This is a genomic window from Pseudomonas sp. FEMGT703P, assembly GCF_002786345.1.
Taxonomy (GTDB): Bacteria; Pseudomonadota; Gammaproteobacteria; order Pseudomonadales; family Pseudomonadaceae; genus Aquipseudomonas; species Aquipseudomonas peli.
The window spans coordinates 26,128-46,469 of record NZ_PGCM01000008.1 but is presented as its reverse complement, the minus strand read 5'-3'; the positions used below and the strand labels follow the sequence as shown (position 1 = coordinate 46,469).

General features: G+C 64.8%; 18 protein-coding genes and 3 riboswitches. Of the genes, 11 read left to right on the top strand and 7 right to left on the bottom strand.

Annotation, left to right across the window (positions count from 1 at the left end):
* The first annotated feature begins 9 nt into the window (after positions 1-9).
* The 3 genes from glmS to CUR33_RS12310 are packed head-to-tail and all read left to right on the top strand — an operon-like array spanning position 10 to position 2,892.
* Positions 10-1,860, top strand: a complete 1,851-nt coding sequence (gene glmS / locus CUR33_RS12320) for a glutamine--fructose-6-phosphate transaminase (isomerizing) (protein ID WP_289239832.1) — start codon at positions 10-12, stop codon at positions 1,858-1,860.
* A gap of 14 nt (positions 1,861-1,874) precedes the next feature.
* Positions 1,875-2,105 (top strand): hypothetical protein, encoded by a 231-nt coding sequence (locus CUR33_RS12315; protein WP_160086312.1) that lies wholly within the window; start codon positions 1,875-1,877, stop codon positions 2,103-2,105.
* A gap of 25 nt (positions 2,106-2,130) precedes the next feature.
* Positions 2,131-2,892, top strand: coding sequence for a YoaK family protein (locus tag CUR33_RS12310; RefSeq protein WP_354000951.1), 762 nt, complete (start codon positions 2,131-2,133; stop codon positions 2,890-2,892).
* A 21-nt stretch (positions 2,893-2,913) separates the two neighbouring features.
* On the opposite strand, the gene cobM is transcribed toward CUR33_RS12310, so the two are convergent.
* Entirely contained in the window at positions 2,914-3,669 is a 756-nt protein-coding gene (gene cobM / locus CUR33_RS12305; protein WP_289239831.1) for a precorrin-4 C(11)-methyltransferase, read from the bottom strand.
* Entirely contained in the window at positions 3,666-4,229 is a 564-nt protein-coding gene (locus tag CUR33_RS12300) for a cobalamin biosynthesis protein (RefSeq protein ID WP_241693797.1), read from the bottom strand. Before CUR33_RS12300 ends, cobM begins: the two co-directional genes overlap by 4 nt.
* Positions 4,196-4,431, top strand: a riboswitch (cobalamin riboswitch). Its footprint overlaps the gene before it by 34 nt.
* A 99-nt stretch (positions 4,432-4,530) precedes the next feature.
* Here CUR33_RS12300 and cobW point away from each other — a divergent pair.
* Genes cobW through cobF form a run of 5 tightly spaced genes read left to right on the top strand, consistent with a single transcriptional unit; the run spans position 4,531 to position 11,804 of the window.
* On the top strand, positions 4,531-5,586 hold the full coding sequence (gene cobW / locus CUR33_RS12295; RefSeq protein ID WP_289239830.1) for a cobalamin biosynthesis protein CobW: 1,056 nt from the start codon (positions 4,531-4,533) through the stop codon (positions 5,584-5,586).
* A gap of 6 nt (positions 5,587-5,592) precedes the next feature.
* Complete coding sequence (gene cobN / locus CUR33_RS12290) at positions 5,593-9,327, top strand: cobaltochelatase subunit CobN (RefSeq protein WP_289239829.1); 3,735 nt, start codon at positions 5,593-5,595, stop codon at positions 9,325-9,327.
* A gap of 10 nt (positions 9,328-9,337) precedes the next feature.
* A complete protein-coding gene (locus CUR33_RS12285) occupies positions 9,338-10,354 on the top strand; it encodes an ATP-binding protein (protein ID WP_289239828.1) in 1,017 nt (338 codons plus the stop codon).
* Between the two features lie 2 nt (positions 10,355-10,356).
* A complete protein-coding gene (locus CUR33_RS12280; protein ID WP_448703162.1) occupies positions 10,357-11,043 on the top strand; it encodes a vWA domain-containing protein in 687 nt (228 codons plus the stop codon).
* On the top strand, positions 11,040-11,804 hold the full coding sequence (gene cobF / locus CUR33_RS12275; RefSeq protein ID WP_289239827.1) for a precorrin-6A synthase (deacetylating): 765 nt from the start codon (positions 11,040-11,042) through the stop codon (positions 11,802-11,804). The genes CUR33_RS12280 and cobF overlap by 4 nt, the downstream gene beginning before the upstream one ends.
* Positions 11,805-11,930: 126 nt before the next feature.
* Here cobF and CUR33_RS12270 read toward each other — a convergent pair whose 3' ends face one another.
* The 5 genes from CUR33_RS12270 to cobG all read right to left on the bottom strand — a co-directional run bounded on the left by CUR33_RS12270 (position 11,931) and on the right by cobG (position 16,949).
* Positions 11,931-12,374 carry a DUF2846 domain-containing protein gene (locus tag CUR33_RS12270; RefSeq protein ID WP_289239826.1) on the bottom strand — a complete coding sequence of 148 codons (444 nt, stop codon included), beginning with the start codon at positions 12,372-12,374 and terminating at the stop codon, positions 11,931-11,933.
* Positions 12,375-12,527: 153 nt separating this feature from the next.
* Complete coding sequence (cobJ, locus tag CUR33_RS12265) at positions 12,528-14,189, bottom strand: precorrin-3B C(17)-methyltransferase (RefSeq protein ID WP_289239825.1); 1,662 nt, start codon at positions 14,187-14,189, stop codon at positions 12,528-12,530.
* 36 nt (positions 14,190-14,225) lie between these two features.
* Entirely contained in the window at positions 14,226-14,978 is a 753-nt protein-coding gene (locus tag CUR33_RS12260; RefSeq protein ID WP_289239824.1) for a precorrin-2 C(20)-methyltransferase, read from the bottom strand.
* Entirely contained in the window at positions 14,975-15,601 is a 627-nt protein-coding gene (locus CUR33_RS12255; RefSeq protein WP_289239823.1) for a precorrin-8X methylmutase, read from the bottom strand. The genes CUR33_RS12260 and CUR33_RS12255 overlap by 4 nt, the downstream gene beginning before the upstream one ends.
* Positions 15,594-16,949, bottom strand: a complete 1,356-nt coding sequence (gene cobG / locus CUR33_RS12250; protein ID WP_289239822.1) for a precorrin-3B synthase — start codon at positions 16,947-16,949, stop codon at positions 15,594-15,596. Before cobG ends, CUR33_RS12255 begins: the two co-directional genes overlap by 8 nt.
* Positions 16,950-17,044: 95 nt before the next feature.
* A riboswitch (cobalamin riboswitch) is annotated at positions 17,045-17,245 on the bottom strand.
* Between the two features lie 58 nt (positions 17,246-17,303).
* Between cobG and cbiE the strand changes: the two genes are divergently transcribed.
* The 3 genes from cbiE to CUR33_RS12235 all read left to right on the top strand — a co-directional run bounded on the left by cbiE (position 17,304) and on the right by CUR33_RS12235 (position 20,017).
* The gene (cbiE, locus tag CUR33_RS12245; RefSeq protein WP_289239821.1) at positions 17,304-18,506 is read left to right on the top strand and encodes a precorrin-6y C5,15-methyltransferase (decarboxylating) subunit CbiE; all 1,203 of its coding nucleotides are present in this window, start codon (positions 17,304-17,306) and stop codon (positions 18,504-18,506) included.
* Entirely contained in the window at positions 18,503-19,222 is a 720-nt protein-coding gene (locus CUR33_RS12240; RefSeq protein WP_289239820.1) for a cobalt-precorrin-6A reductase, read from the top strand. Before cbiE ends, CUR33_RS12240 begins: the two co-directional genes overlap by 4 nt.
* A gap of 78 nt (positions 19,223-19,300) precedes the next feature.
* Positions 19,301-20,017, top strand: coding sequence for a (2Fe-2S) ferredoxin domain-containing protein (locus CUR33_RS12235; RefSeq protein ID WP_289239819.1), 717 nt, complete (start codon positions 19,301-19,303; stop codon positions 20,015-20,017).
* Between the two features lie 62 nt (positions 20,018-20,079).
* Positions 20,080-20,284, top strand: a riboswitch (cobalamin riboswitch).
* The last annotated feature ends 58 nt before the right edge of the window (positions 20,285-20,342 follow it).

Below are 20,342 nucleotides of genomic sequence, written 5' to 3'. Positions count from 1 at the left end.
GAGAAGATTATGTGTGGCATCGTAGGCGCAGTCGCCGAACGCAATATCACCGCTGTGCTGGTTGAAGGCCTCAAGCGCCTGGAATACCGCGGCTACGACAGCGCCGGTGTGGCGCTGCTGACGGATAAAGGCGACCTCGACCGTCGCCGCCGCGTGGGCAAGGTCAGCGAGCTGGAAAGCGCACTAAGTGCCGAGCCGTTGGCCGGTCGCCTGGGCATCGCGCACACCCGCTGGGCCACCCACGGTGCGCCAAGCGAGCGCAATGCCCACCCACACTTCTCTGGCCATGATCTGGCAGTGGTGCACAACGGCATCATCGAGAACCATGAAGAACTGCGTGCCCAGCTCAAGGGGCTGGGTTACGTGTTCAGCTCCGATACCGACACCGAAGTGATTGTGCACCTGCTCGACCACAAGCTGAAAACCCAGCCGGACCTGACCGCCGCACTGAAAGAAGCGGTCAAGGAACTGCACGGGGCTTATGGCTTGGCGGTGATCAGCGCCAAGCAACCAGATCGACTGCTCGCCGCTCGCAGCGGCAGCCCGCTGGTGATCGGCCTGGGCCTGGGTGAGAACTTCCTCGCCTCCGACCAGCTGGCTCTGCGTCAGGTCACCGACCGCTTTATGTACTTGGAAGAAGGCGATATCGCCGAAATCCAGCGCGACAGCGTGCAGATCTGGGATGTATCCGGCCAGCCGGTGGTACGCGAGAGCGTGCAATACCACGAAGGTGCGGAAGCCGCTGACAAGGGCGAGTACCGCCACTTTATGCTCAAGGAAATCCATGAGCAGCCCAAGGTCGTACAGCGCACCTTGGAAGGCCGTCTGGGTTCCGATCACGTGCTGGTTCAGGCTTTCGGTCCGCAAGCCGCTGAGCTGTTCGCCAAGGTGCGCAATGTGCAAATCGTTGCCTGCGGCACCAGTTATCACGCCGGTATGGTCGCCCGTTACTGGCTGGAAGGCCTGGCAGGGATTCCTTGCCAGATCGAAGTGGCCAGCGAGTTCCGCTACCGCAAGGTGGTGGTGCAGCCGGACACCCTGTTTGTCAGCATCTCCCAGTCCGGCGAAACCGCCGACACCCTGGCCGCGCTGCGCAATGCCAAGGAGCATGCGCCTGGCCAGGGCGGCTACCTGGCCAGCCTGGCGATTTGCAACGTTGGTATCAGCTCGCTGGTGCGTGAATCTGACCTGACCCTGCTGACCCAGGCCGGCCCGGAAATCGGTGTGGCCTCAACCAAAGCCTTCACCACCCAGCTGGTCGCACTGATGCTGCTGACTCTTTCCCTTGGCCAGGTGCGTGGCACCTTGGACAAGGCTCTGGAAGCCGAGCTGGTGGACGAACTGCGCCGCCTGCCAACCCGCCTGGGCGAAGCCCTGGCCATGGACAGCGTGGTCGAGAAAGTCTCCGAGCTGTTCGCCGAGAAGCACCACAGCCTGTTTCTCGGCCGTGGCGCGCAGTACCCGGTGGCGATGGAAGGCGCGCTCAAACTCAAGGAAATTTCCTATATCCACGCCGAGGCCTACCCGGCTGGCGAGCTTAAGCACGGCCCGCTGGCGTTGGTCGACAGTGATATGCCAGTGGTCACCGTGGCGCCGAACAACGAGCTGCTGGAAAAGCTCAAATCCAACCTGCAGGAAGTGCGCGCCCGTGGCGGCGAGCTGTTGGTGTTTGCCGACGAGCAGGCCGGCATGAGCAATGGCGAGGGCACCCATGTGGTGAACATGCCGCACATCCACGACGCCCTGGCGCCAATCCTCTACACCATTCCGCTGCAGCTGCTGTCCTACTACGTCGCTGTGCTCAAGGGCACCGACGTCGACCAGCCGCGCAACCTGGCCAAGAGCGTAACGGTTGAGTAAGCAGGAGCCAGCTAATGCGGCGTGAAGATATAAAGAGCAAGCAGGCTCAGGGCGTGCTCTTTGATACCCATATCATCGTCAACCCGGCCAATACCCGGGAATGGATCGTGCTTTTGAAGAAAGGCGCGGGCACCAGCTTCTTTCTGGTCGATGACCAGGAGCAGGTGGAGTCCTTCGCCGATCTCAATGGTCTGATCGAAGAGTTGCGCCTACTCGGCATCAAGGGCGCGGAGATTCATCTCTAAGCCCTGCCGTTCACCTGAGGCACTTATGCCTATTCGCTATGCGAGAAGCCTGACCGGTCGTACGCGCAGTGTCGCAGCCAATCGGGATCTGGGTTTTGCCCTGGCTTTCGTTGCAGGAGCGATCAATGCCGGCGGCTTTCTTGCCGTGCAGCAATACACCTCACATATGACCGGCATCGTCTCGGCCATGGCGGACAACATTGCTCTGGGTGCCTATGGCCTGGTGTGGAGTGGTCTCGGCGGTGTGCTGTCATTTCTACTGGGTGCAGCCTGCTCGACGGTGATGATCAATTACTCGCGGCGCCGCCAGCTGCACAGCGAATACGCTCTGCCGTTGCTGCTCGAGGCTGCGCTGTTGCTGTGTTTTGGCTTTCTTGGCGCATCGCTGGCGCAGATTACCGGCCTGTTCGTGCCGCTGACGGTGATGCTGCTGTGTTTCATCATGGGCCTGCAGAACGCGCTGATTACCAAACTCTCCAGGGCGGAAATCCGCACCACCCATATCACCGGAATCATCACCGACATCGGTATCGAGCTAGGCAAGCTGTTCTATTGGAATCGCACGCGTGGCCCTGATATCGCTCGGGTGATGGCCGACCGCCAACGTCTGCGGGTGCTCAGCCTGTTGGCGCTGTACTTCTTCCTCGGCGGGGTGATCGGCGCACTGGGCTTTAACCACCTGGGTTATATCGCCACCGTGCCGCTTGCCTTGCTGCTGGTGTTATTGGCCAGTGTGCCGGCGCTGGATGATCTGCTGCTGCTCACACGGCGCGTATTACGTCGATAAGCCTGGCCGACTGCCTGCGGCTCAGTCTTCTGCCGACCTGAACAGGTGCCGATGCTCGGCGTTGTACAGCGCCGAGTCGGCGAACTGTTCGGCGTGCAGCACGCGGCCGACGAGGATCAGCGCGGTGCGGCGAAAGCCTTTGGCGCGCACCTGTTCTTCGATGGTGGCCAGGGTGCCGCTGACCCAATCCTGATCCGGCCAGCTGGCGCGATGCACCACGGCAATCGGGCAATCCGCGCCGTAATGCGGCAGCAGTTCGGCGACGATCTTGCTCAGGTGCACCACGCCCAGGTGGATGGCCATGGTTGCTCCGTGGCGGGCCAGGTCGCCCAATGCCTCGCCCTCAGGCATATTCGACTTGCTCGCGTAGCGGGTGAGGATCAGCGTCTGTGACACCTCGGGCAGAGTCAGTTCGCTTTCCAGCAGGGCAGCGCACGCCGCAGTGGCCGTCACCCCAGGGATGATCTCGAAGGCGATGCCCAGCCGGCGCAGGTGACGGATCTGTTCGCCAATCGCGCCGTACAGCGACGGGTCGCCGGAGTGCACGCGGGCCACATCCTGGCCTTTGTCATCAGCTTGGCGGATCAGCTCGATGATTTCATCCAGATGCAGTTCGGCGGTGTTGATCACCTGCTCGGCACTGTGGCCTTCGAGCACCGCTGCCGGCACCAGCGAGCCGGCGTAGAGAATCACCGGGCAGCTGCGCAGCAGGCGCTGGCCTTTGACGGTGATCAGCTCGGGGTCGCCGGGGCCGGCGCCGATAAAGTAGACGGTCATGACACATCCTTGGGTGCAATCGACGCCAACGCACAGGTGGCGCTGGGGTTGCGGGTTTTTTCGCCGAGCAGGCGGGCAGCATTGCCGCTCATAAGTGTGGCCAGGGCCAGGGCGCAAGGTTCCGCGACCGCCGGGCTGCCGGTGGCGGCCAGGGTAAGCGGCGAGCCTTGCACGCGGTGCTGATAGGGCTGCAGTTCTTCCGCACTAAAGCAGTTCAGCTGCAGACCAAGGCGTTCGGCCAATGCCAGCAGGCCCTGCTCGCTTTGCTTATGCGCGATGCTGGCCAGTCCGGCCAGGTTATCCACAGTAAGGCCATGCGTCTGCAGGCTGTGCAGCAGCAGGCTGAGCAAGTCCTCCACACCGCAACCACTACGGCAGCCCAGCCCAGCGACGACCTGAACGGCGGCAGCGGGGCGGCGAGGGGTGTGGCTGGGGATCATCTGCGGCGCTCGGTGTGTGCGGCGGCGTAGCTCAACATGGCGGCCGGCACCGGTCAACCGCGATTGACCGGCCGCCATGGCCTGCGTAGCCTTGTCGCGTTCGAGGTTCTTCGTGGGCATGCCCATGAAGCTAAGAGGGAACAAGGTTGATGCCTTGGCTGCCCCCGCAACTGTAAACGACTCGTCCCTTGCGTTGTTCTGCCGCTCAAGCGCTGCAGCACAACAGCCACTGCGTCAGCGCGGGAAGGCGAAGGGAGTAGCCGGCGTACTCACGCCAGCCCGGTCGTGAGCCAGGAGACCTGCCTCGTCACGCTTTCGACAACCGGGCGGGGTGATCCGGTGGTGTTGGCTGACGCCCCGTGGCTGTCATGTCTGTGCCGCCTCCTGCTCGTCTTTCTTTCGACGTCACGCAGGACTCGCTATGCAAACCCTCGCCAAACTTCCCGTCACCATCGTTACCGGCTTTCTCGGCGCCGGCAAAACCACCTTGCTGCGGCATATGCTCGGCCACGCCGACGGGCGGCGCATCGCGGTGATCGTCAACGAGTTTGGCGAGCTGGGCATCGACGGCGAAATCCTCAAGCAGTGCTCCATCGGTTGCAGCGAAGAAGAAGCCAACGGCCGCATCTTCGAGCTGGCCAACGGCTGCCTGTGCTGCACCGTGCAGGAAGAGTTTTTCCCGGTGATGCGCGAGCTGGTGGCACGGCGCGGCGAGCTGGACCATATCCTGATTGAAACCTCCGGCCTGGCCCTGCCCAAGCCACTGGTACAGGCCTTTAACTGGCCGGAAATCCGCAACGCCTGCACGGTGGACGCGGTAATCACCGTGGTCGACAGCCCGGCCGTAGCCGCCGGCACCTTCGCCGCCTTCCCCGATCAGGTTGATGCGCAGCGCAAGCTCGACCCGAATCTGGACCACGAATCGCCGCTGCACGAGCTGTTCGCCGACCAACTGGCCAGCGCCGACCTGGTGATCCTCAACAAGGCCGACCTGCTCGACGCCGCCGCCCTGGCTGCGGTGCGTGCGGAAGTGGCCGAGGAGCTGCCGCCGGCGGTGAAAATCATCGAAGCCCATGGCGGCGAGCTGCCGCTGGACGTGCTGCTGGGCCTGAACTGCGAGACCGAGCTGCATATCGAGGGCCGCAAGACCCACCATGACCTGGAAGGCCATGAAGACCACGATCACGACGAATTCGCCTCGTTCCACGTCGAGCTGCCCGAGGCTGAAGAAGCCCGTCTGCTGCAAGCGCTGAAGGATGCGGTCAGCAAACACGGCATTCTGCGCATCAAGGGTTTTGCGGCGATTCCCGGCAAGCCGATGCGCCTGTTGCTGCAAGGCGTTGGTCAGCGTTTCGACAAACACTTCGACCGCGCCTGGCAGGCCGATGAGCCGCGCATCACCCGCTTGGTGGTGATTGGCCAGACGTTGGATCAAGCCGCTATCGAAGCCGAGCTGCAAGCAGCGCTGGCAGGCTAAGCCCGCATGCATTTGCTGCGCACCCAGCCCGGCAGCCAGCTGCCGGTCGACAGCATTGCCGACCTTGGCCAGACCCCGGCCGAGCTGGTGATCCTCTGCACCGGCGATTCGCACCTGTCGTTGCTGGCCGAAGTGGCGCGGCAGTTGCCGGCGGATTACCCCAGCCTGCGCCTGGCCAGCCCGGCGCAGCTGAGCAATCACGCCTCGGTGGATCTCTACGTCGAGCAGGTGCTGCAGCACGCCAAGGTCATCCTGATTTCCGTGCACGGCGGTGTCAGCTATTGGCGCTACGGCATCGAGCGGTTGGTCGAACTGGCCGAGCGCGGCGCGCGGGTGATCATGGTGCCGGGCTGCGACAACCCTGATCCGGAGCTGATGGCCTTGAGCACTGTGCCAGTGACCGAGGCTGAGCGGATTTGGCAGTTTCTCCGCCAGGGCGGTGCAGGCAATGCGCTGCAGCTGTTTAACTGCATCGCCAGCCAGTGGCTGCAGCGCGAGTATTCTTGGGTAGAACCGCAGCCGCTGCCGCGCGTGGGCCTGTATCACCCGCACTTGGCCAATCCGAGCCTGGCCGATTGGCAAGCTAACTGGCAGGTTGATGCGCCGGTGGCGGCGCTGCTGTTCTACCGCACCCAGGTGCAGGCGGCGAATACCGGGTTTATCGATGTGTTCTGCCAGCGTTTGCAGGCCCAGGGCCTTAATCCGCTGCCGATTGCCGTGGCCAGCCTTAAGGAGGCCGCCTGCCTTGCCCAAGTCGAGGACTGGCTGGACGAAGCCGATGCCCGCTTGATTATCAACACCACGGCCTTCGCCCTGTCCAACCCGGAAGCGCCGAGCGCACGGCCTTTTCGCCGCGATATCCCGGTGCTGCAAGCCATTTGTTCGTTGGATAACCATGCACAGTGGCAGGCCAATGCTCAGGGTCTGGGCTCGCGCGACCTGGCCATGCATATCGTGCTGCCCGAACTGGACGGCCGGCTGATCACTCAGCCGATCAGTTTTAAGGGGCTGGCCTGGCGCAGCGAGCGCAGCCAGAGCGACGTGGTCTGTTACCAGCCCCATCTGCCGGGGATGGATTTCGTCGCCGAACTGGCGCGCAACTGGGTCGCCCTGGCGCACAAACACAACGCCGACAAGCGCATCGCCCTGGTGCTGGCCAACTACCCGACCCGCGACGGCCGTATCGGCAATGGCGTCGGCCTGGACACCCCGGCGGCGGCGCTGAATATCCTCAAGGCGCTGCAAGAGCAGGGTTATCCGGTGGAAGGCTTGCCCGACAGCGGCACCGCGCTGATCCACCAGCTGCTTGGCGGTGTGACCAATGATCTTGACATGCTCGACGCGCGGCCCTGCGCCCAGAGCCTGGCGCTGGATGAGTATTTGGCGTTTTTCCACAGCCTGCCCGCAGCCAACCAGCAGGCGGTGCGCGAGCGCTGGGGTGAGCCGCAGAGCGATCCTATGTTCCGTGGTGGGCGGCTGATGATCGCCGGCCTGCGCTTCGGCCTGACCTTTGTCGGCATCCAGCCGGCGCGCGGTTATCAGTTGGATGCGGCGGCGGTATATCACGACCCGGATCTGGTTCCGCCCCACGGCTACCTGGCGTTCTACTGCTGGCTGCGCCGCGTCTTTGCGTGTGATGCGGTGATCCATGTCGGCAAGCACGGCAATCTGGAGTGGCTGCCGGGCAAGAGCGTCGGCCTGTCCGAACAATGCTGGCCGAGCGCGATTCTCGGCCCGCTGCCGAATATCTATCCGTTTATCGTCAACGATCCGGGCGAGGGCGCCCAGGCCAAACGGCGCACCCAGGCGGTGATCATCGACCACCTGATGCCGCCGCTGACCCGCGCCGAAAGCTATGGCCCGCTGCGCGATTTGGAGCGCCTGGCCGACGAATATTACGAAGCCAGCCAGCTCGACCTGCGCCGCGCCGCCGAGCTGCGCGGCGAGATTCTGCTCAAAGTGCGCGAGGCCAGCCTCGACCGCGAGCTGGGCCTGCAACTGAATGCAGACCCCAATAGCTGGCTGCCGCAGCTCGACGCCTACCTGTGTGATTTGAAGGAGTCGCAGATTCGCGATGGCCTGCATGTGTTCGGCGAATCACCGGCGGGCACCCTGCGTCGCGACACCTTGCTGGCGCTGCTGCGCATTCCCCGCGGTGATGGCCAGGGCGGCAATGCCAGCCTGCTGCGCGCCTTGGCCCGCGATCTGGAACTGGGCTTCGATCCGCTCGATTGCGATATGGCCACGTCTTGGCAGGGCCCGCGTCCGGCGCTGTTGCAGCGCCTGAGCGATGACAGCTGGCGAAGTGCCGGCGATACCCGCGAGCGCCTTGAGTTGCTGGCTTTGCAGCTGATCGATACAACGGATTTCGAATCCGTTGGTGCGGAAAGCACTCAGGTGCTGCAGCGTTTGCGTGAGCAAATCGCGCCGTTACTGGATGCCTGCGGCCCGGCCGAGATGCACGGCTTGCTGGCGGCGTTGAGCGGGCGTTTTGTCCCGGCCGGGCCGAGTGGCGCGCCCAGTCGCGGCCGCCTCGATGTGCTGCCCACCGGGCGCAATTTCTACAGCGTCGATGTGCGCAACCTGCCCACGCCGACCGCCTGGCGCATCGGCGTGCAGGCGGCGGACCGCCTGCTGGAACGGCATCTGCAGGACCACGGCGACCACCTGCGTCAGCTCGGCCTGTCGATGTGGGGCACCGCGACTATGCGCACCGGCGGCGATGATATGGCCCAGGCCCTCGCGCTGATGGGCGTGCGCCCGGTGTGGCAGGCCGGCAGCCAGCGCGTCGAGCGTTTCGAGGTGCTGCCGCTGGCGCAACTCGGCCGCCCACGGGTGGACGTGACCCTGCGCGTGTCTGGCTTTTTTCGCGATGCCTTTAGCAACCTGATCCGTCTGTTCGATGACGCCGTACAGGCGGTGGTTGATCTGGATGAACCGGAAGACATGAATCCGCTGTCGGCGCGGGTTTGGCGCGAGTCCCTGACCTTGCAGGACAGTGGTCTTGACGAAGCCGAGGCGCGTAAACAAGCTGGCTGGCGGGTGTTCGGCTCCAAGCCGGGGGCCTATGGCGCGGGCGTACAGAACGCCATCGAAGAGCGCCTGTGGCAAACCCGTGAAGACCTTGCCGAGGTCTACCTGAATTGGGGTGGCTACGCCTACGGCAGCCACAGCGAAGGCACCCCGGCGCGCGCGCAGTTCGCCGAGCGCCTGGAGCAGATGCAGGCGGTGCTGCATAACCAGGACAACCGCGAACACGACATCCTCGATTCCAATGACTACTACCAGTTCCAGGGCGGCATGCTCGCGGCGGTGGAGACCCTGCGCGGGGCCAAGGTGGCCAGCTATCACGGCGACAACAGCCAGCCGGATACCCCGCGCATCCGCACCCTGAAGGAAGAACTCAACCGCGTGGTACGCGCCCGCGCGGCCAACCCCAAGTGGATCGACGGCATGAAGCGCCACGGCTACAAGGGAGCGTTCGAACTGGCGGCGACCATCGACTATCTGTTCGCCTTCGACGCCACCAGCGAGCTGGTCGACGACCACCAGTACGCGCTGCTCACCGATGCCTATCTGCTCGACAAAAGCACCCGCGACTTTATCCAGCAGCACAACCCAGGTGCCCTGCAGGACATCCTCGAACGCCTGCTCGAAGCCCAGCAACGCGGTCTCTGGCAGAATCCTGGCGAGTACCGCGAAGCGCTGGAAAACCTGCTGATTGATAGCGAAGAATCCTAGAGAGCCTGCCATGACCGATAGCCACTTCCCCCTCGCCGCCGTGGTCGCCGCCGATGACCTGAAACTGGCGCTGTGCCTGGCGGCCATTGATCCGGCCATCGGCGGCGTGCTGATCGAAGGCCCACGCGGCATGGCCAAATCGACCCTGGCCCGTGGCCTGGCTGATCTGCTCGCCAGCGGCACCTTTGTCACCCTGCCGCTGGGCGCGAGCGAGGAGCGAATCGTCGGCACCCTCGATCTGGACGCCGCCCTGGGTGAGGGGCGTGCGCAGTTCAATCCGGGTCTGTTGGCCAAGGCCAATGGCGGCGTGCTGTACGTCGATGAGGTCAATCTGCTGCCCGATCATCTGGTCGACCTGCTGCTGGATGCCGCCGCCAGCGGGGTCAATCATATCGAGCGCGATGGCATCTCCCACCGGCATGCCGCGCGCTTTGTGCTGATTGGCACCATGAACGCGGAAGAAGGCGAGTTGCGCCCGCAGCTGCTCGATCGCTTCGGCCTTAACCTGGCCCTGGACGCCCAGCCGCAACCGGCCCAGCGCGCCGAGATTGTCCGTCGCCGGTTGGCCTTCGATGCCGACCCGCAGGCGTTTCTTGAGCGCTGGCAAGCGCAGCAGGATGAACTGCGCGAGCGTTGCCAGAGTGCCCGTGTGCGACTGGCGGCGATTCCGCTGGATGACGCCGCACTGGAGCAGATTAGCCAGCGCTGTTTCGCTGCAGCGGTGGATGGCTTGCGCGCCGACCTAGTCTGGCTGCGCGCCGCCCGTGCCCATGCTGCCTGGCGCGGCGTCGAGCGGATTGAAGCGGGGGATATCGACGCGGTGGCAGACTTCGTTCTGCGTCATCGTCGCCGGCATAATCCGCCATCTGCCGCACAACCCCCGCAGCCGCAAACGCAACCTGACAACAGCGCCGCCAGTGAGCAACCACAAGCGCCGCAAGGCGAAGGCCAATGGGGCGAATTACCCGCCCAGGCGCAAAGCCTTGGCGTTCGGCGTGAACCGCCGAGCTGGGCAAAAAAGCCCTAGGCATCCGCCCGCGCACAGCCCCAGGCGCGGATGCCCGGGCCGCTCCCGGCAGACTGGGCGGTGGTCGTAACGGTGCCAGTCGCAGTGGTGCCGCGGGGCGTATCGACTGGCCGGCGAGCCTGCTTAAGGGCCGCCCGCGTACTCGGCATGATCTCGTCCTGCGCCCGCGCAGCGCCAGGCCCGGCGAACTTTGGTTGGTGATAGTCGATGCTTCGGCCTCGACCCGTCGCCATGGCGCGCTGAGCAAGGCCAAGGGTTTGCTCAGTGAAGTGTTCGAGCAGGCACGTCGGAAGCGCGCGCGCCTGGCCTTGCTGCACGCCACCGGCAGCAAGGCGCAATGGCTCTGGCAGGGGCAAAAAGCCTCCCAGGCCTTGCAGCAGTGGCTCGCCGAGCTGGGCGCGGGCGGCGGCACGCCGCTGTTTGCTGCTTTGCAGCAGGCTGCCGACTGGCAGGCGCGGCGTCAGCGCCTGCATCCGGCCGAGCGTCAGCGTTTGCTGATCATCACCGATGGCCGCCTGCGCGACTGGCCAGCCTTAACCCCGAGCGCCTGCCCGGCGCTGCTGGTGGATATCGAAAGCGCGCCGATCCGTCTCGGCCGCGCGCGCCAATTGGCCACCGAGTTAGGCGCCGACTACCGACATATCGATTCGCTGCCGACACTGGCCGGCAGCCTGGAGACAGCTTTATGAAAACCCTGTTGATTATCGGCATCGGTGCCGGCGACCCGGACTACCTGACCGTGCAGGCGATCAACGCGCTCAACCGCACGGATGTGTTCTTTCTGATGGACAAGGGCAGCGCCAAGGACAGCCTGATCGGCCTGCGCAAGACCATCTGCGAGCGCTTTATCCAGGGTCGCGACTACCGCTTTGCCAGCGCCGACTGCCCGGAGCGGGTGCGTGATGTGCCGGACTATCGCGGCAGCGTGGTCGATCTGAATCAGGACAAACAGCAGGTGTTCGAAGGCATGATCCGCGAGCAGATGAGCGATGGCGAAACCGGCGCCTTTCTGGTCTGGGGGGACCCGGCGCTGTACGACAGCACCCTGCGCATCGTCGAACAGATCGTGGCCAACAGCAGCGAGCAGATTGAGTACGAAGTGATCCCCGGCATCACCAGCCTGCAAGCCCTGGCGGCCAAGCATAAGGTCTGCTTTAACAGCATCGGCCAGGCCTTCCAGATCACCCCGGCGCGCCGCCTGGCCGAAGCCGGTTTTCCAGAGGGGCTGGACAGCGTGCTGGTAATGCTCGACGCCCAGGACACCTACCAACGCTTTGTCGACCAGCCCATGCATATCTACTGGGGCGCCTATATCGGCACCCCGGATGAAGTGCTGATCGCTGGGCCGCTAAGTGAAGTCGTCGACACCATCCGCACCCGCCGCGCCGAACTGCGCGAGCAGCATGGGTGGATTATGGATAGCTATCTACTGCGCAGGGATGAGCGCTAAGGATGTTTGGGGCATTTAACGCTGGGCACGCCAAGGCTTGCCCACTGTTAAATGCCCAGGCGAGTGACCTGTATGGTTGATGAGTTGCACTCACCATACGGGTCTCCAGGCACTGGGCAGCAGCGATTACTTCGCTAGCTCACACTTCTGCAGGTGCGCTTGGGCTGTTGCTTCCGGGATCACTTCCAGCTTGGCGCCACCCACGAATACGCCCATCTTGATGGACTGACGCACATAGTGGTTCTGCCCGGCGACGGCCATCAGGTTGATGGTGTTGTCGCTGAACTCGGACTCGGTAGCGATAACGCGGTTACCGGGGCTGACAAGACGGTAGAAGTAAGTGCGGTTGGCTGTTTCGCCGATTACTTCTCCATCGACCTTAACGGTCTTCTTCAGCCCTTGGCCGGCAAAGCTGTCGCGATAGATATACAGCCCGGCTTGATCTGCAGGCGGTGCGGGGAAGGACTTCAGTGCGGCGTCTGCCGAAGGGGTGTCCATCGGCACGGAAGCGCAACCGGAAAGAACGGCAATGCCGAGTGCGGCGATAAACAGCTTGAAGCGGTTTTGCATGGGAAATCCTTTTCAGGTTCAGAGTGAATTTCTTTCGAACACCAAGGCCACAGTCCTTGGTGGCGCGATTATGTCAGATAGCCATCATTGTTTGCGATGTCAGTTAAGGGTGCCCGTTTAAGCGCTTTTCACGCCATGGGCGCACCCGGAGTTTCACTCCTGTGGATAACTCCGCGGCGTATACACCCACTCGCCACCCTCGGCGCGCGGGAAGCGGCAGGTTTGGCTGGAGCCGATAATCACCAGGGTGCGCATATCGACCATCTCTGGCGTAAGTTCGCCGAGCGTCAGGCTGCGCAGGGTTTCGCCGGGGCGGCCGATATCGCGGCCGAGCACCACCAGGGTTTCTGGGGTGCGTTGCTGGCGGACGATGTCCAGCGCACTGCCAAGCTGCCAGGGACGGGCTTTGGAGATGGGATTGTAGAAGGCCATCACCAGGTCGGCGGCGGCGGCGTGGGTCAGGCGTTTTTCGATAATCGCCCAGGGCTTGAGGTTGTCCGACAGGGAGATCAGGCAGAAGTCGTGTCCCAGCGGCGCGCCCGCCTTGGCAGCGGTGGCCAGGGCGGCGGAAACGCCGGGGAATACTTGTAAGTCGACGCGCTGCCATTCGGCGTCGGTCGATTCATGCAGGGCTTCCAACACGGCGGCGGCCATGGCGAAGACGCCGGGGTCGCCGGACGACACCACCACCACGCGCCGACCGCTGGCGGCCAACTCGAAGGCATGGCGGGCTCGCTGCATTTCCTCGCGGTTATCGGTGCAGTGACGCACCTGCTCCGGGCGCAGTGGGCCGGCCATCTTGATATAGGTTTCGTAGCCGAGCAGGTCTTGCGCCTCATCTAGCGCCTGGCGCGCGGCGGGCACCATAAATTCGGCGGCACCGGGGCCGAGGCCGATCACCGTCAGGCGGCCTCGCGGGCGGCCGAGTTGGTTGGCGTCGATGGGTGATGCGGCCAGCAGCAGGCGCAGGTTGGCGTGCTGGCTGTGCAGCGGCGGCAGCTGAGTGGCGTCGTCGACAAAGCGCAGCGGCAAGTTGAGCTGCGCGGCGGCGGCGTGCAGCTCGGCTTTGGCCATCAGTTCCGGTGCGGCCAGCAGGCAGGCCAGGCTGTGTGGGGCCAGGTTGCTGGTTTGCAGCGCCTGCTGCAGCTCGCTAAGCAAATCGGCGTTGGCCTGTTCGACCCACACGGCTACTTGCTGCGGGTGGATCAGCAGTTCATCGGCATTCGCCGCGCGGCTGTGCGGGCTAATGTGGATAACCCGGTTGGCCTGGTTATCCACAGGCAGCTTGGCCTGGGCCAGCCATGGCGCGTCGCCCTCAATCCGCACGGCCTGGCCGCCGAGTAGGTCGCTGACAAAACCTTTGCCCTGTTCCAGATCGGCCAGCACATAGCCGGCCGGCGGCTCCAGCAGGCAGGTGCCAAAACGCAGTTCGCCGCTGGTGGTGATCGCCGCGCTGACCTGCAGGTGCGCAGCAATCTCCCGCGCCATCCGGTTAACCCCGCCCAGGCCGCCGAGCAGCGGCACTACCGCGCTGCCATCTTCGGCCACGGCCAGCACGGGCGGTTCGCTGTCTTTCTCGCCGAGCACGGCGGCCAGGCTGCGAATCACGATCCCGGCGGCGCACAGCACGATCAGCGGCGTGCCGGTGCGGTAGAGCGCGCGCAGGTTATCGCCGAAGTCCTCATAGGTGCGCTCAACGTCCGTCACTCGGCTGCCCAGACCGTGGATGTCGGCCTGCGGATACAACGCCTGGATGCGCCGGGCGCAGGGCAGGGCGGAGGGGCCGAGGATGATGATGGCGGGAGCGGCGGTCATAAGGTGTTCCATAGTGGGCGGGGCGCGGTTGGCTGATCAGCCGCGCCATTTCTCGCCGGGAATGACGATCATCGAGAAGTACGGCGAGGACATCGGCTCCACTTCGTCCAGCGGCACGATGCGCTGGTTGCCCATGGTGGCGCGTTCGACGTAATGGGCGCGTTGGTCGATGCCCAGCTCCTGCAGCACGCGGCGGACTTTCTCGAAGTTGCGCCCGAGCTTCATGATCACGGCGGCTTCGGCGCTGTGCAGGCGCTGCTTGAGTTCGGCTTCGGGCAGCACGCCGGAGAGCACGCTCAGGCTCTGGTTGCGGTACACCAGCGGGGTGCCGAGCACCGAGGCGCAGCCGAGCATGGAGCACACGCCGGGCACTACTTCCACCTGGTACTGCGCGGCCAGGCGGTCGTGCAGGTACATATAGGAACCGTAGAAAAACGGGTCGCCTTCGCAGATCACCGCCACGTCCTGGCCGGCGTCGAGCCGTACAGCGATCTGCACCGCGCAGGTGTCGTAGAAATCGCTGATCACATCTTCATAACTGAGCGGCGCGGCGAGTTTTTCCGTGGTCACCGGGTACACCAGCGGCAGGCGCTGCTGGGCGTCGGTCAGGTGCTGTTCGATAATGCCGAAGGCGTTGCCGCCCTGGCCCTTGTTGGCTTTAGCCTTGGCCACAAAGTAGCCGACCACCGCTGCCGATTGCAGCAGGCGCAGGGCCTTGAGGGTGATCAGCTCCGGGTCGCCGGGGCCGACGCCGATGCCAAGCAGACGGCCTTTTTGCACGCTCATCACTCCACCTCCGTGGCCAGGGCGTTGACCGCTGCCACCGCCATAGCGCTACCGCCACGGCGGCCGCGCACGATCACATAGGGCACGCCACGGCTGTCGGCGGCGAGGGCGTCCTTGGATTCCGCCGCGCCGATAAAGCCCACCGGCATGCCGATAATCAGCGCCGGTTTCGGTGCGCCGGCGTCGAGCATTTCCAGCAGGTAAAACAGCGCGGTGGGGGCGTTGCCGATCACCACCACGCTGCCTTCCAGGTGCTCGCGCCAATGTTCCAATGCGACTGCTGAACGGGTATTGCCCAGTGCGCGGGCCTGCTCAATCACGCCGTCGTTATGCAGCGTGCAGATCACCGGGTTGTTGGCGGCCAGGCGCGGGCGGGTGATGCCTTCGGCGACCATCCGCGCATCGCAGAGAATCGCCGCACCTTTGGCCAGCGCAGCGCGGCCGGCGGCACCGGCGCCGGGGGAGAAGCGCAGGTCCTGCACCACATCGACCATGCCGCAGGCGTGGATAACCCGCACGGCAAGCTTTTCCAGATCAGCCGGAATGGCGCTTAGGTCAGCCTCGGCGCGGATGGTGGCGAAGGACCGGCGGTAGATTTCCTGGCCATCGCGGATGTACTCAAGCATCACTGTTTCCTGTTGCGCAGTGGGCGGCGAACCAGTCGCCGGCCTCGTCGATAGTCATGGCGCTGGCCAGCAGCTGACCGAAACCGGCCGCCTCGGGCGTGCGTTGATAAAGCTGGTAATGCCCGGCGCTGCTGGCCAGCAGGGTAAAGGGCGCGGTGTGCGCGGCGGCGCAGGAGCGTGGGCAGGCGCTGAGATGCACCTGCGGCCGCGCTGTGCTGGCGCGCAGGCGCTTGGCGAGCAGCAAGGCGTCGGCTTTGCTGTCGGCCAGGCCCTTGGCGCAGGCGGTTGACCCGGTGCAGGCGATCAGATTGCTAAGTGGTTCCTGCGCATCGATCAGCAGGCCCAGTTCGCCCAGTGCGTGCAGCAGGTTGTCTGCCGAGTGCTCTGGGATATTCGGCAGCAGCAGACCCTGCCAGGGCGTCAGGCGCAGGCTGGCATCGCCGTAGTGCTCTGCCAGATCGGCCAGGGCGTTGAGTTGCGCAGCGTCGATTCGGCCCAGACGTGAAGCGGCGGCAACCATGCAAAGGGCGTTTTGCTGCTGTGGATAAATGCCTATCGGCGCTCGCTCGCTGACCGGCGAGCGTTGCCAATCTGTAGGAGCCGCCTGCACGGTAAAGGGCAGGCGCGTTTGCAGCTGTTGCAGCAGCTGGCTGGCGGGAATCACGCTTAGCAGCTGGCGCATCCGGCTGTGTTCGTTGCCAGCCAGATCGAGGAACAACCTGAGCAGCTGCTCCACCAGAGGCACGACTTGCTCGGCGTCTACCATGCCCAGCGTCTGATCACCGGGGCAGCCAGCCAGGCCAAAGGCCAAGCGAGCCGGCGAGCCGGGCAGGGCGCTAAGCCAGATATCGTGGGGGTGTTCGAGCATCGCCAGGGCTTCGTCGCCGTCCAGCTGTAGGGCGAACTTGGCCGATAATCCGTGCAGCGCCGGGGTGGTTTGCAGCAGGTCGAGCAATGCGCTGGCCAGCGGGCGGGTGTCGAACAGGGCGTGCGGATCAAGGCCGGCGGAGGGGCTGAGCAGCAGGTTGCGCACATCGTCGGCGGTCGGGTTGCTCGGGCCGAGGTCGGCGGCGAGCAGGCGCTCGATCAGTTCGGCCTGCTGGCCTGGCAACACGCCACGAATCTGCAGATTGCTGCGGTTGGTCAGCTCCAGCACGCCGCTGGCGCAGCGCTCGGCCGCCTCGGCGATGGCGCGAGCCTGCTGACTGCTGAGTACGCCGCCGGCCAGCTTGACCCGGCAGATACCGCCATCCAGCGCCGGAACGATACGCAGCAGGCCAGGGCACGCCGATCCCGGTTTTTCGGGGCGTGGGTCAAGAATCTCGACAGTGGTGACAAGGTCGCGCAACGGTTTCACCAGCAACAAAGACGCGGCGACCGAACCAGCGAAATCCGCCCACAGGGGATTTCATGGCATCGGTACACCCCGCCCGATGTTGGCACTCGCGACTAGCGTCGTCGGCAGGTCTCCTGGCTGACAGGTCATCATCTGGCGCGGCCTTCCCAGTTTCCCAGTGGCGCAGTGGCGGCAGACTCGCTGTTTACAGTTGCGGGGGCAGCTCGGTCACGATCAGCAGATCGCTCCGGATTCCCTCTTAGGCCCCTCGCACCATGGCGGTGGGCACCGACGAAGCCTGTATTATGCCCGCATTGTTTGATGCGCTGACACCCTAGCTTGTCGGGCGGGGACAGAGGAGTGGGTATGACAGCCTGGTTAACCCTGGTGGGCATTGGTGAAGACGGTTACGCCGGCCTGGGTGAGGCGGCGCGTCGGGCGCTGGGCGAGGCGCAGTGGATTGTTGGCAGCCCACGGCAGCTGGCGCTGTTGCCCAGCAATCTGCCAGGGCAGCACGAACGCTGGCTGAGCCCCTTTAGCCTGGAGCCGGTAATGGCGCGGCGCGGGATGCCGGTGTGCGTGCTGGCCAGCGGCGACCCGCTGTTCTATGGCGTGGGCGCGAGCCTGGCGCGTCAGCTGCCGGCTGAGGAATTGCAGGTGTTCTCTTCGCCCTCATCCGTCTCACTGGCTGCTGCTCGCCTGGGTTGGCCACTGCAGGACGTGACGGTGCTGTCGCTTGTGGCGCGGCCGTTGGCGGCGCTGCAGGCGCAGATTTTCCCCGGCGCGCGGCTGCTGCTGTTGAGCAATGACGGCGACAGCCCGGCGGCAGTGGCCGATTTGCTGCGTGAACGCGGTTTTGGTCCCAGCCGTTTGACCGTGCTGGAGCACCTGGGCGGCGATCAGGAGCGGCGCATCGACGGTTTGGCCAGTGACTGGGTGTTGCCGCGCGCTGCCGATCTCAATCTGCTGGCGGTCGAGTGCGTGGCTAGCGCCGATGCACGACTGCTGCCGCTGACGCCAGGTTTGCCGGATGACGCCTATCAGCACGACGGCCAGCTGACCAAGCGCGATGTGCGCGCTATCACCCTGGCGCGTCTGGCGCCGCAGCCCGGTGAGCTGCTCTGGGATGTTGGTGCCGGCTGCGGTTCCATCGGCATCGAATGGATGCGCGCGCATCCCAGCTGCCGGGCGCTGGCGATTGAGGCCGATGCCGGTCGTCAGGCGCATATCCAGCACAACCGCGATGCCCTTGGCGTGCCCGGCCTGCAACTGGTCGCCGGCCGCGCGCCCGAGGCACTGGCCGGATTGGCGGCGCCGGATGCGATTTTTATCGGCGGTGGGGTGACTGTTCTTGGTGTGCTGGAACAGTGCTGGGCCAGCCTGAAACCGGGCGGGCGTCTGGTGGCCAATGCCGTGACCCTGCAAAGCGAGGCGGCGCTGGTGGCTTGGCGCGAGCAGGTGGGCGGCGAGCTGACCCGCATCAGCGTGGCCCAGGCGCAGCCCTTGGGCGGTTTCGATACCTGGCGTAGCGCCTTGCCGATCACCCTGCTGGTGGTGCGCAAGCCGTGAGCCCGCGCATTCTGCTGTTGGGCGGCACCACCGAGGCGCTGCGTCTGGCGCGTCGCCTGAGTACTGAAGCGATCTATAGCCTGGTCGGGCTGGGCCGGGTGCCTGATGACTTGCCCTGCCAGGTGCGCGTTGGCGGCTTTGGCGGGGCCGAAGGATTGGCGGAGTTTATCCGCGAGCAGTGCATCGAACTGCTGTTGGATCTGACCCACCCCTATGCCGCACAGATCAGCGCCAATGCCGCCCGCGCCGCCGAACTGAGCGGGGTTGCCTGCTGGGCGCTGCGGCGTCCCGGTTGGCAGGCCGGCGAGGGCGATGACTGGCGCGAAGTGGACGATTGGGCCGGTCTGATTGCCGCGCTAAACGACTTCCAGCGCCCGCTGTTTACCCTGGGTCGTGAGCCGCTGGAACACCTGCACGAGATACCCCTGCACCAGCACTGGACCGTGCGCTGCCTGACGGCGCAGCAGGCCGTGCCGCGTGCGGAGATTATCGGCGCGCGTGGGCCGTTCGCGCTGGACGAGGAGCGCGCGTTATTCGTTCGTCTGGGCACCGATGTGCTGATCAGCAAGAACAGCGGGAGCCAGTCCACCGAGCCGAAATTGCAGGTGGCGCGGGAGTTGGGTTTGCCGGTATTGCTGCTGCGCCGGCCGCTCTTGCCGAGTGTGGACCGCGAGTTTGTTAGCCTCGAAGCGCTGACCGAGGCGCTGCAGTTATAGGGCAAGTTGGCCGCCGAGCGGTTGCCCCCCAAGGCAAAAAATCCCCTGTTAGACTGCCGCCCCGCTTTGGAGGCCGCCATGACCACGCCCGTTTCCCCTTACGCCCGCATTCTGTTTGTCGGCCCTGATCTGGCCGAGGGCTCGTTTGCTGAGCTGCTGCGCCGTCGTCTGGTTGAGCTGCGCGGGGAAACAGCGCTGGCCGATATCGTCGACACCAGCGCAGGCTATGCGGCGCTCTGGCAGCGCGTGGCCGAGGGTGAGCGGCCGTTGCTGGTAATTGATCTGGAGCCGCAGAGCAGCAGTCCGCATCTCGATTGGCTGCGCAGTGAGCTAGGCCAGCAGGCCAATCCCGATCAGCTGTTTGTCGCCAGTGCGATTGGCCAGGCCGAGGGCTTGCCGGTGGAGGTCGCCTGCGCGCTGATCGAGCGTCCCGAGCTGCACCTGCCCTGTGTCGGTGTGGCCGCAGTGCCGGGGCATCACGCCTGGTCGCAGATTCCGCCGCACGCGCAGCGCCTGCTGCTGTGCAACGGCCAGCGCTGCACCCGGCGCGGTGCGCTGGACCTGTGGAAAACCCTGCGTCAGCGCCTCAAGGCCGCCGGCAAACTGGAGTGCGAAGGCGGGGTGCATATCACCCGTACGCAGTGCCAGTTCCCCTGTGATCTGGGCCCGACGGCCAGCCTTTATCCGGCCGGTGAGTGGTTCCGCGTGCGCGATGAAGCCGAGCTGATCCGCCTGGTCGATGAGCGCCTGGTGGCCGGCCGCGCAGTGCCCGAGCTGCGTATCGATCAGGGCTGAGAAGACCGCTGTAGAGCCATTCGGCAACAGCTAAAAACTTGACGTGGATTGGCCTGAATGGTCATATCCGCGCCGTTTCAGGTGTCTCACGCCGCCGTGCGTGAGGTTAAACGGGAAGTCGGTGCGCCCTTTGGGCCAGTCCGACGCTGCCCCCGCAACGGTAAGCGAGCGAAGTCATCACGATGCCACTGTGCAGTTTCTGCATGGGAAGGCGATGGCTTCATGACCCTCGCAAGCCCGGAGACCGGCCTGATTCTTAGGGATGTTGTGCGCTGCTAGTGATGCAGCGGCAACTCCCAACTGTTTGGCAACCCGCGGTGGGCGG

Excerpts from the sequence above, each read along its gene's own strand:
- CUR33_RS12315 (WP_160086312.1), top strand. The coding sequence starts at position 1,875 with ATGCGGCGTGAAGATATAAAGAGCAAGCAGGCTCAGGGCGTGCTCTTT.
- cobW (WP_289239830.1), top strand. The coding sequence starts at position 4,531 with ATGCAAACCCTCGCCAAACTTCCCGTCACCATCGTTACCGGCTTTCTC.
- CUR33_RS12255 (WP_289239823.1), bottom strand. The coding sequence starts at position 15,601 with ATGCTTGAGTACATCCGCGATGGCCAGGAAATCTACCGCCGGTCCTTC.
- cobM (WP_289239831.1), bottom strand. The coding sequence starts at position 3,669 with ATGACCGTCTACTTTATCGGCGCCGGCCCCGGCGACCCCGAGCTGATC.
- glmS (WP_289239832.1), top strand. The coding sequence starts at position 10 with ATGTGTGGCATCGTAGGCGCAGTCGCCGAACGCAATATCACCGCTGTG.
- cbiE (WP_289239821.1), top strand. The coding sequence starts at position 17,304 with ATGACAGCCTGGTTAACCCTGGTGGGCATTGGTGAAGACGGTTACGCC.
- CUR33_RS12270 (WP_289239826.1), bottom strand. The coding sequence starts at position 12,374 with ATGCAAAACCGCTTCAAGCTGTTTATCGCCGCACTCGGCATTGCCGTT.
- CUR33_RS12310 (WP_354000951.1), top strand. The coding sequence starts at position 2,131 with ATGCCTATTCGCTATGCGAGAAGCCTGACCGGTCGTACGCGCAGTGTC.
- CUR33_RS12285 (WP_289239828.1), top strand. The coding sequence starts at position 9,338 with ATGACCGATAGCCACTTCCCCCTCGCCGCCGTGGTCGCCGCCGATGAC.
- CUR33_RS12235 (WP_289239819.1), top strand. The coding sequence starts at position 19,301 with ATGACCACGCCCGTTTCCCCTTACGCCCGCATTCTGTTTGTCGGCCCT.
- cobJ (WP_289239825.1), bottom strand. The coding sequence starts at position 14,189 with ATGACCGCCGCTCCCGCCATCATCATCCTCGGCCCCTCCGCCCTGCCC.
- cobN (WP_289239829.1), top strand. The coding sequence starts at position 5,593 with ATGCATTTGCTGCGCACCCAGCCCGGCAGCCAGCTGCCGGTCGACAGC.
- cobF (WP_289239827.1), top strand. The coding sequence starts at position 11,040 with ATGAAAACCCTGTTGATTATCGGCATCGGTGCCGGCGACCCGGACTAC.
- CUR33_RS12300 (WP_241693797.1), bottom strand. The coding sequence starts at position 4,229 with ATGCCCACGAAGAACCTCGAACGCGACAAGGCTACGCAGGCCATGGCG.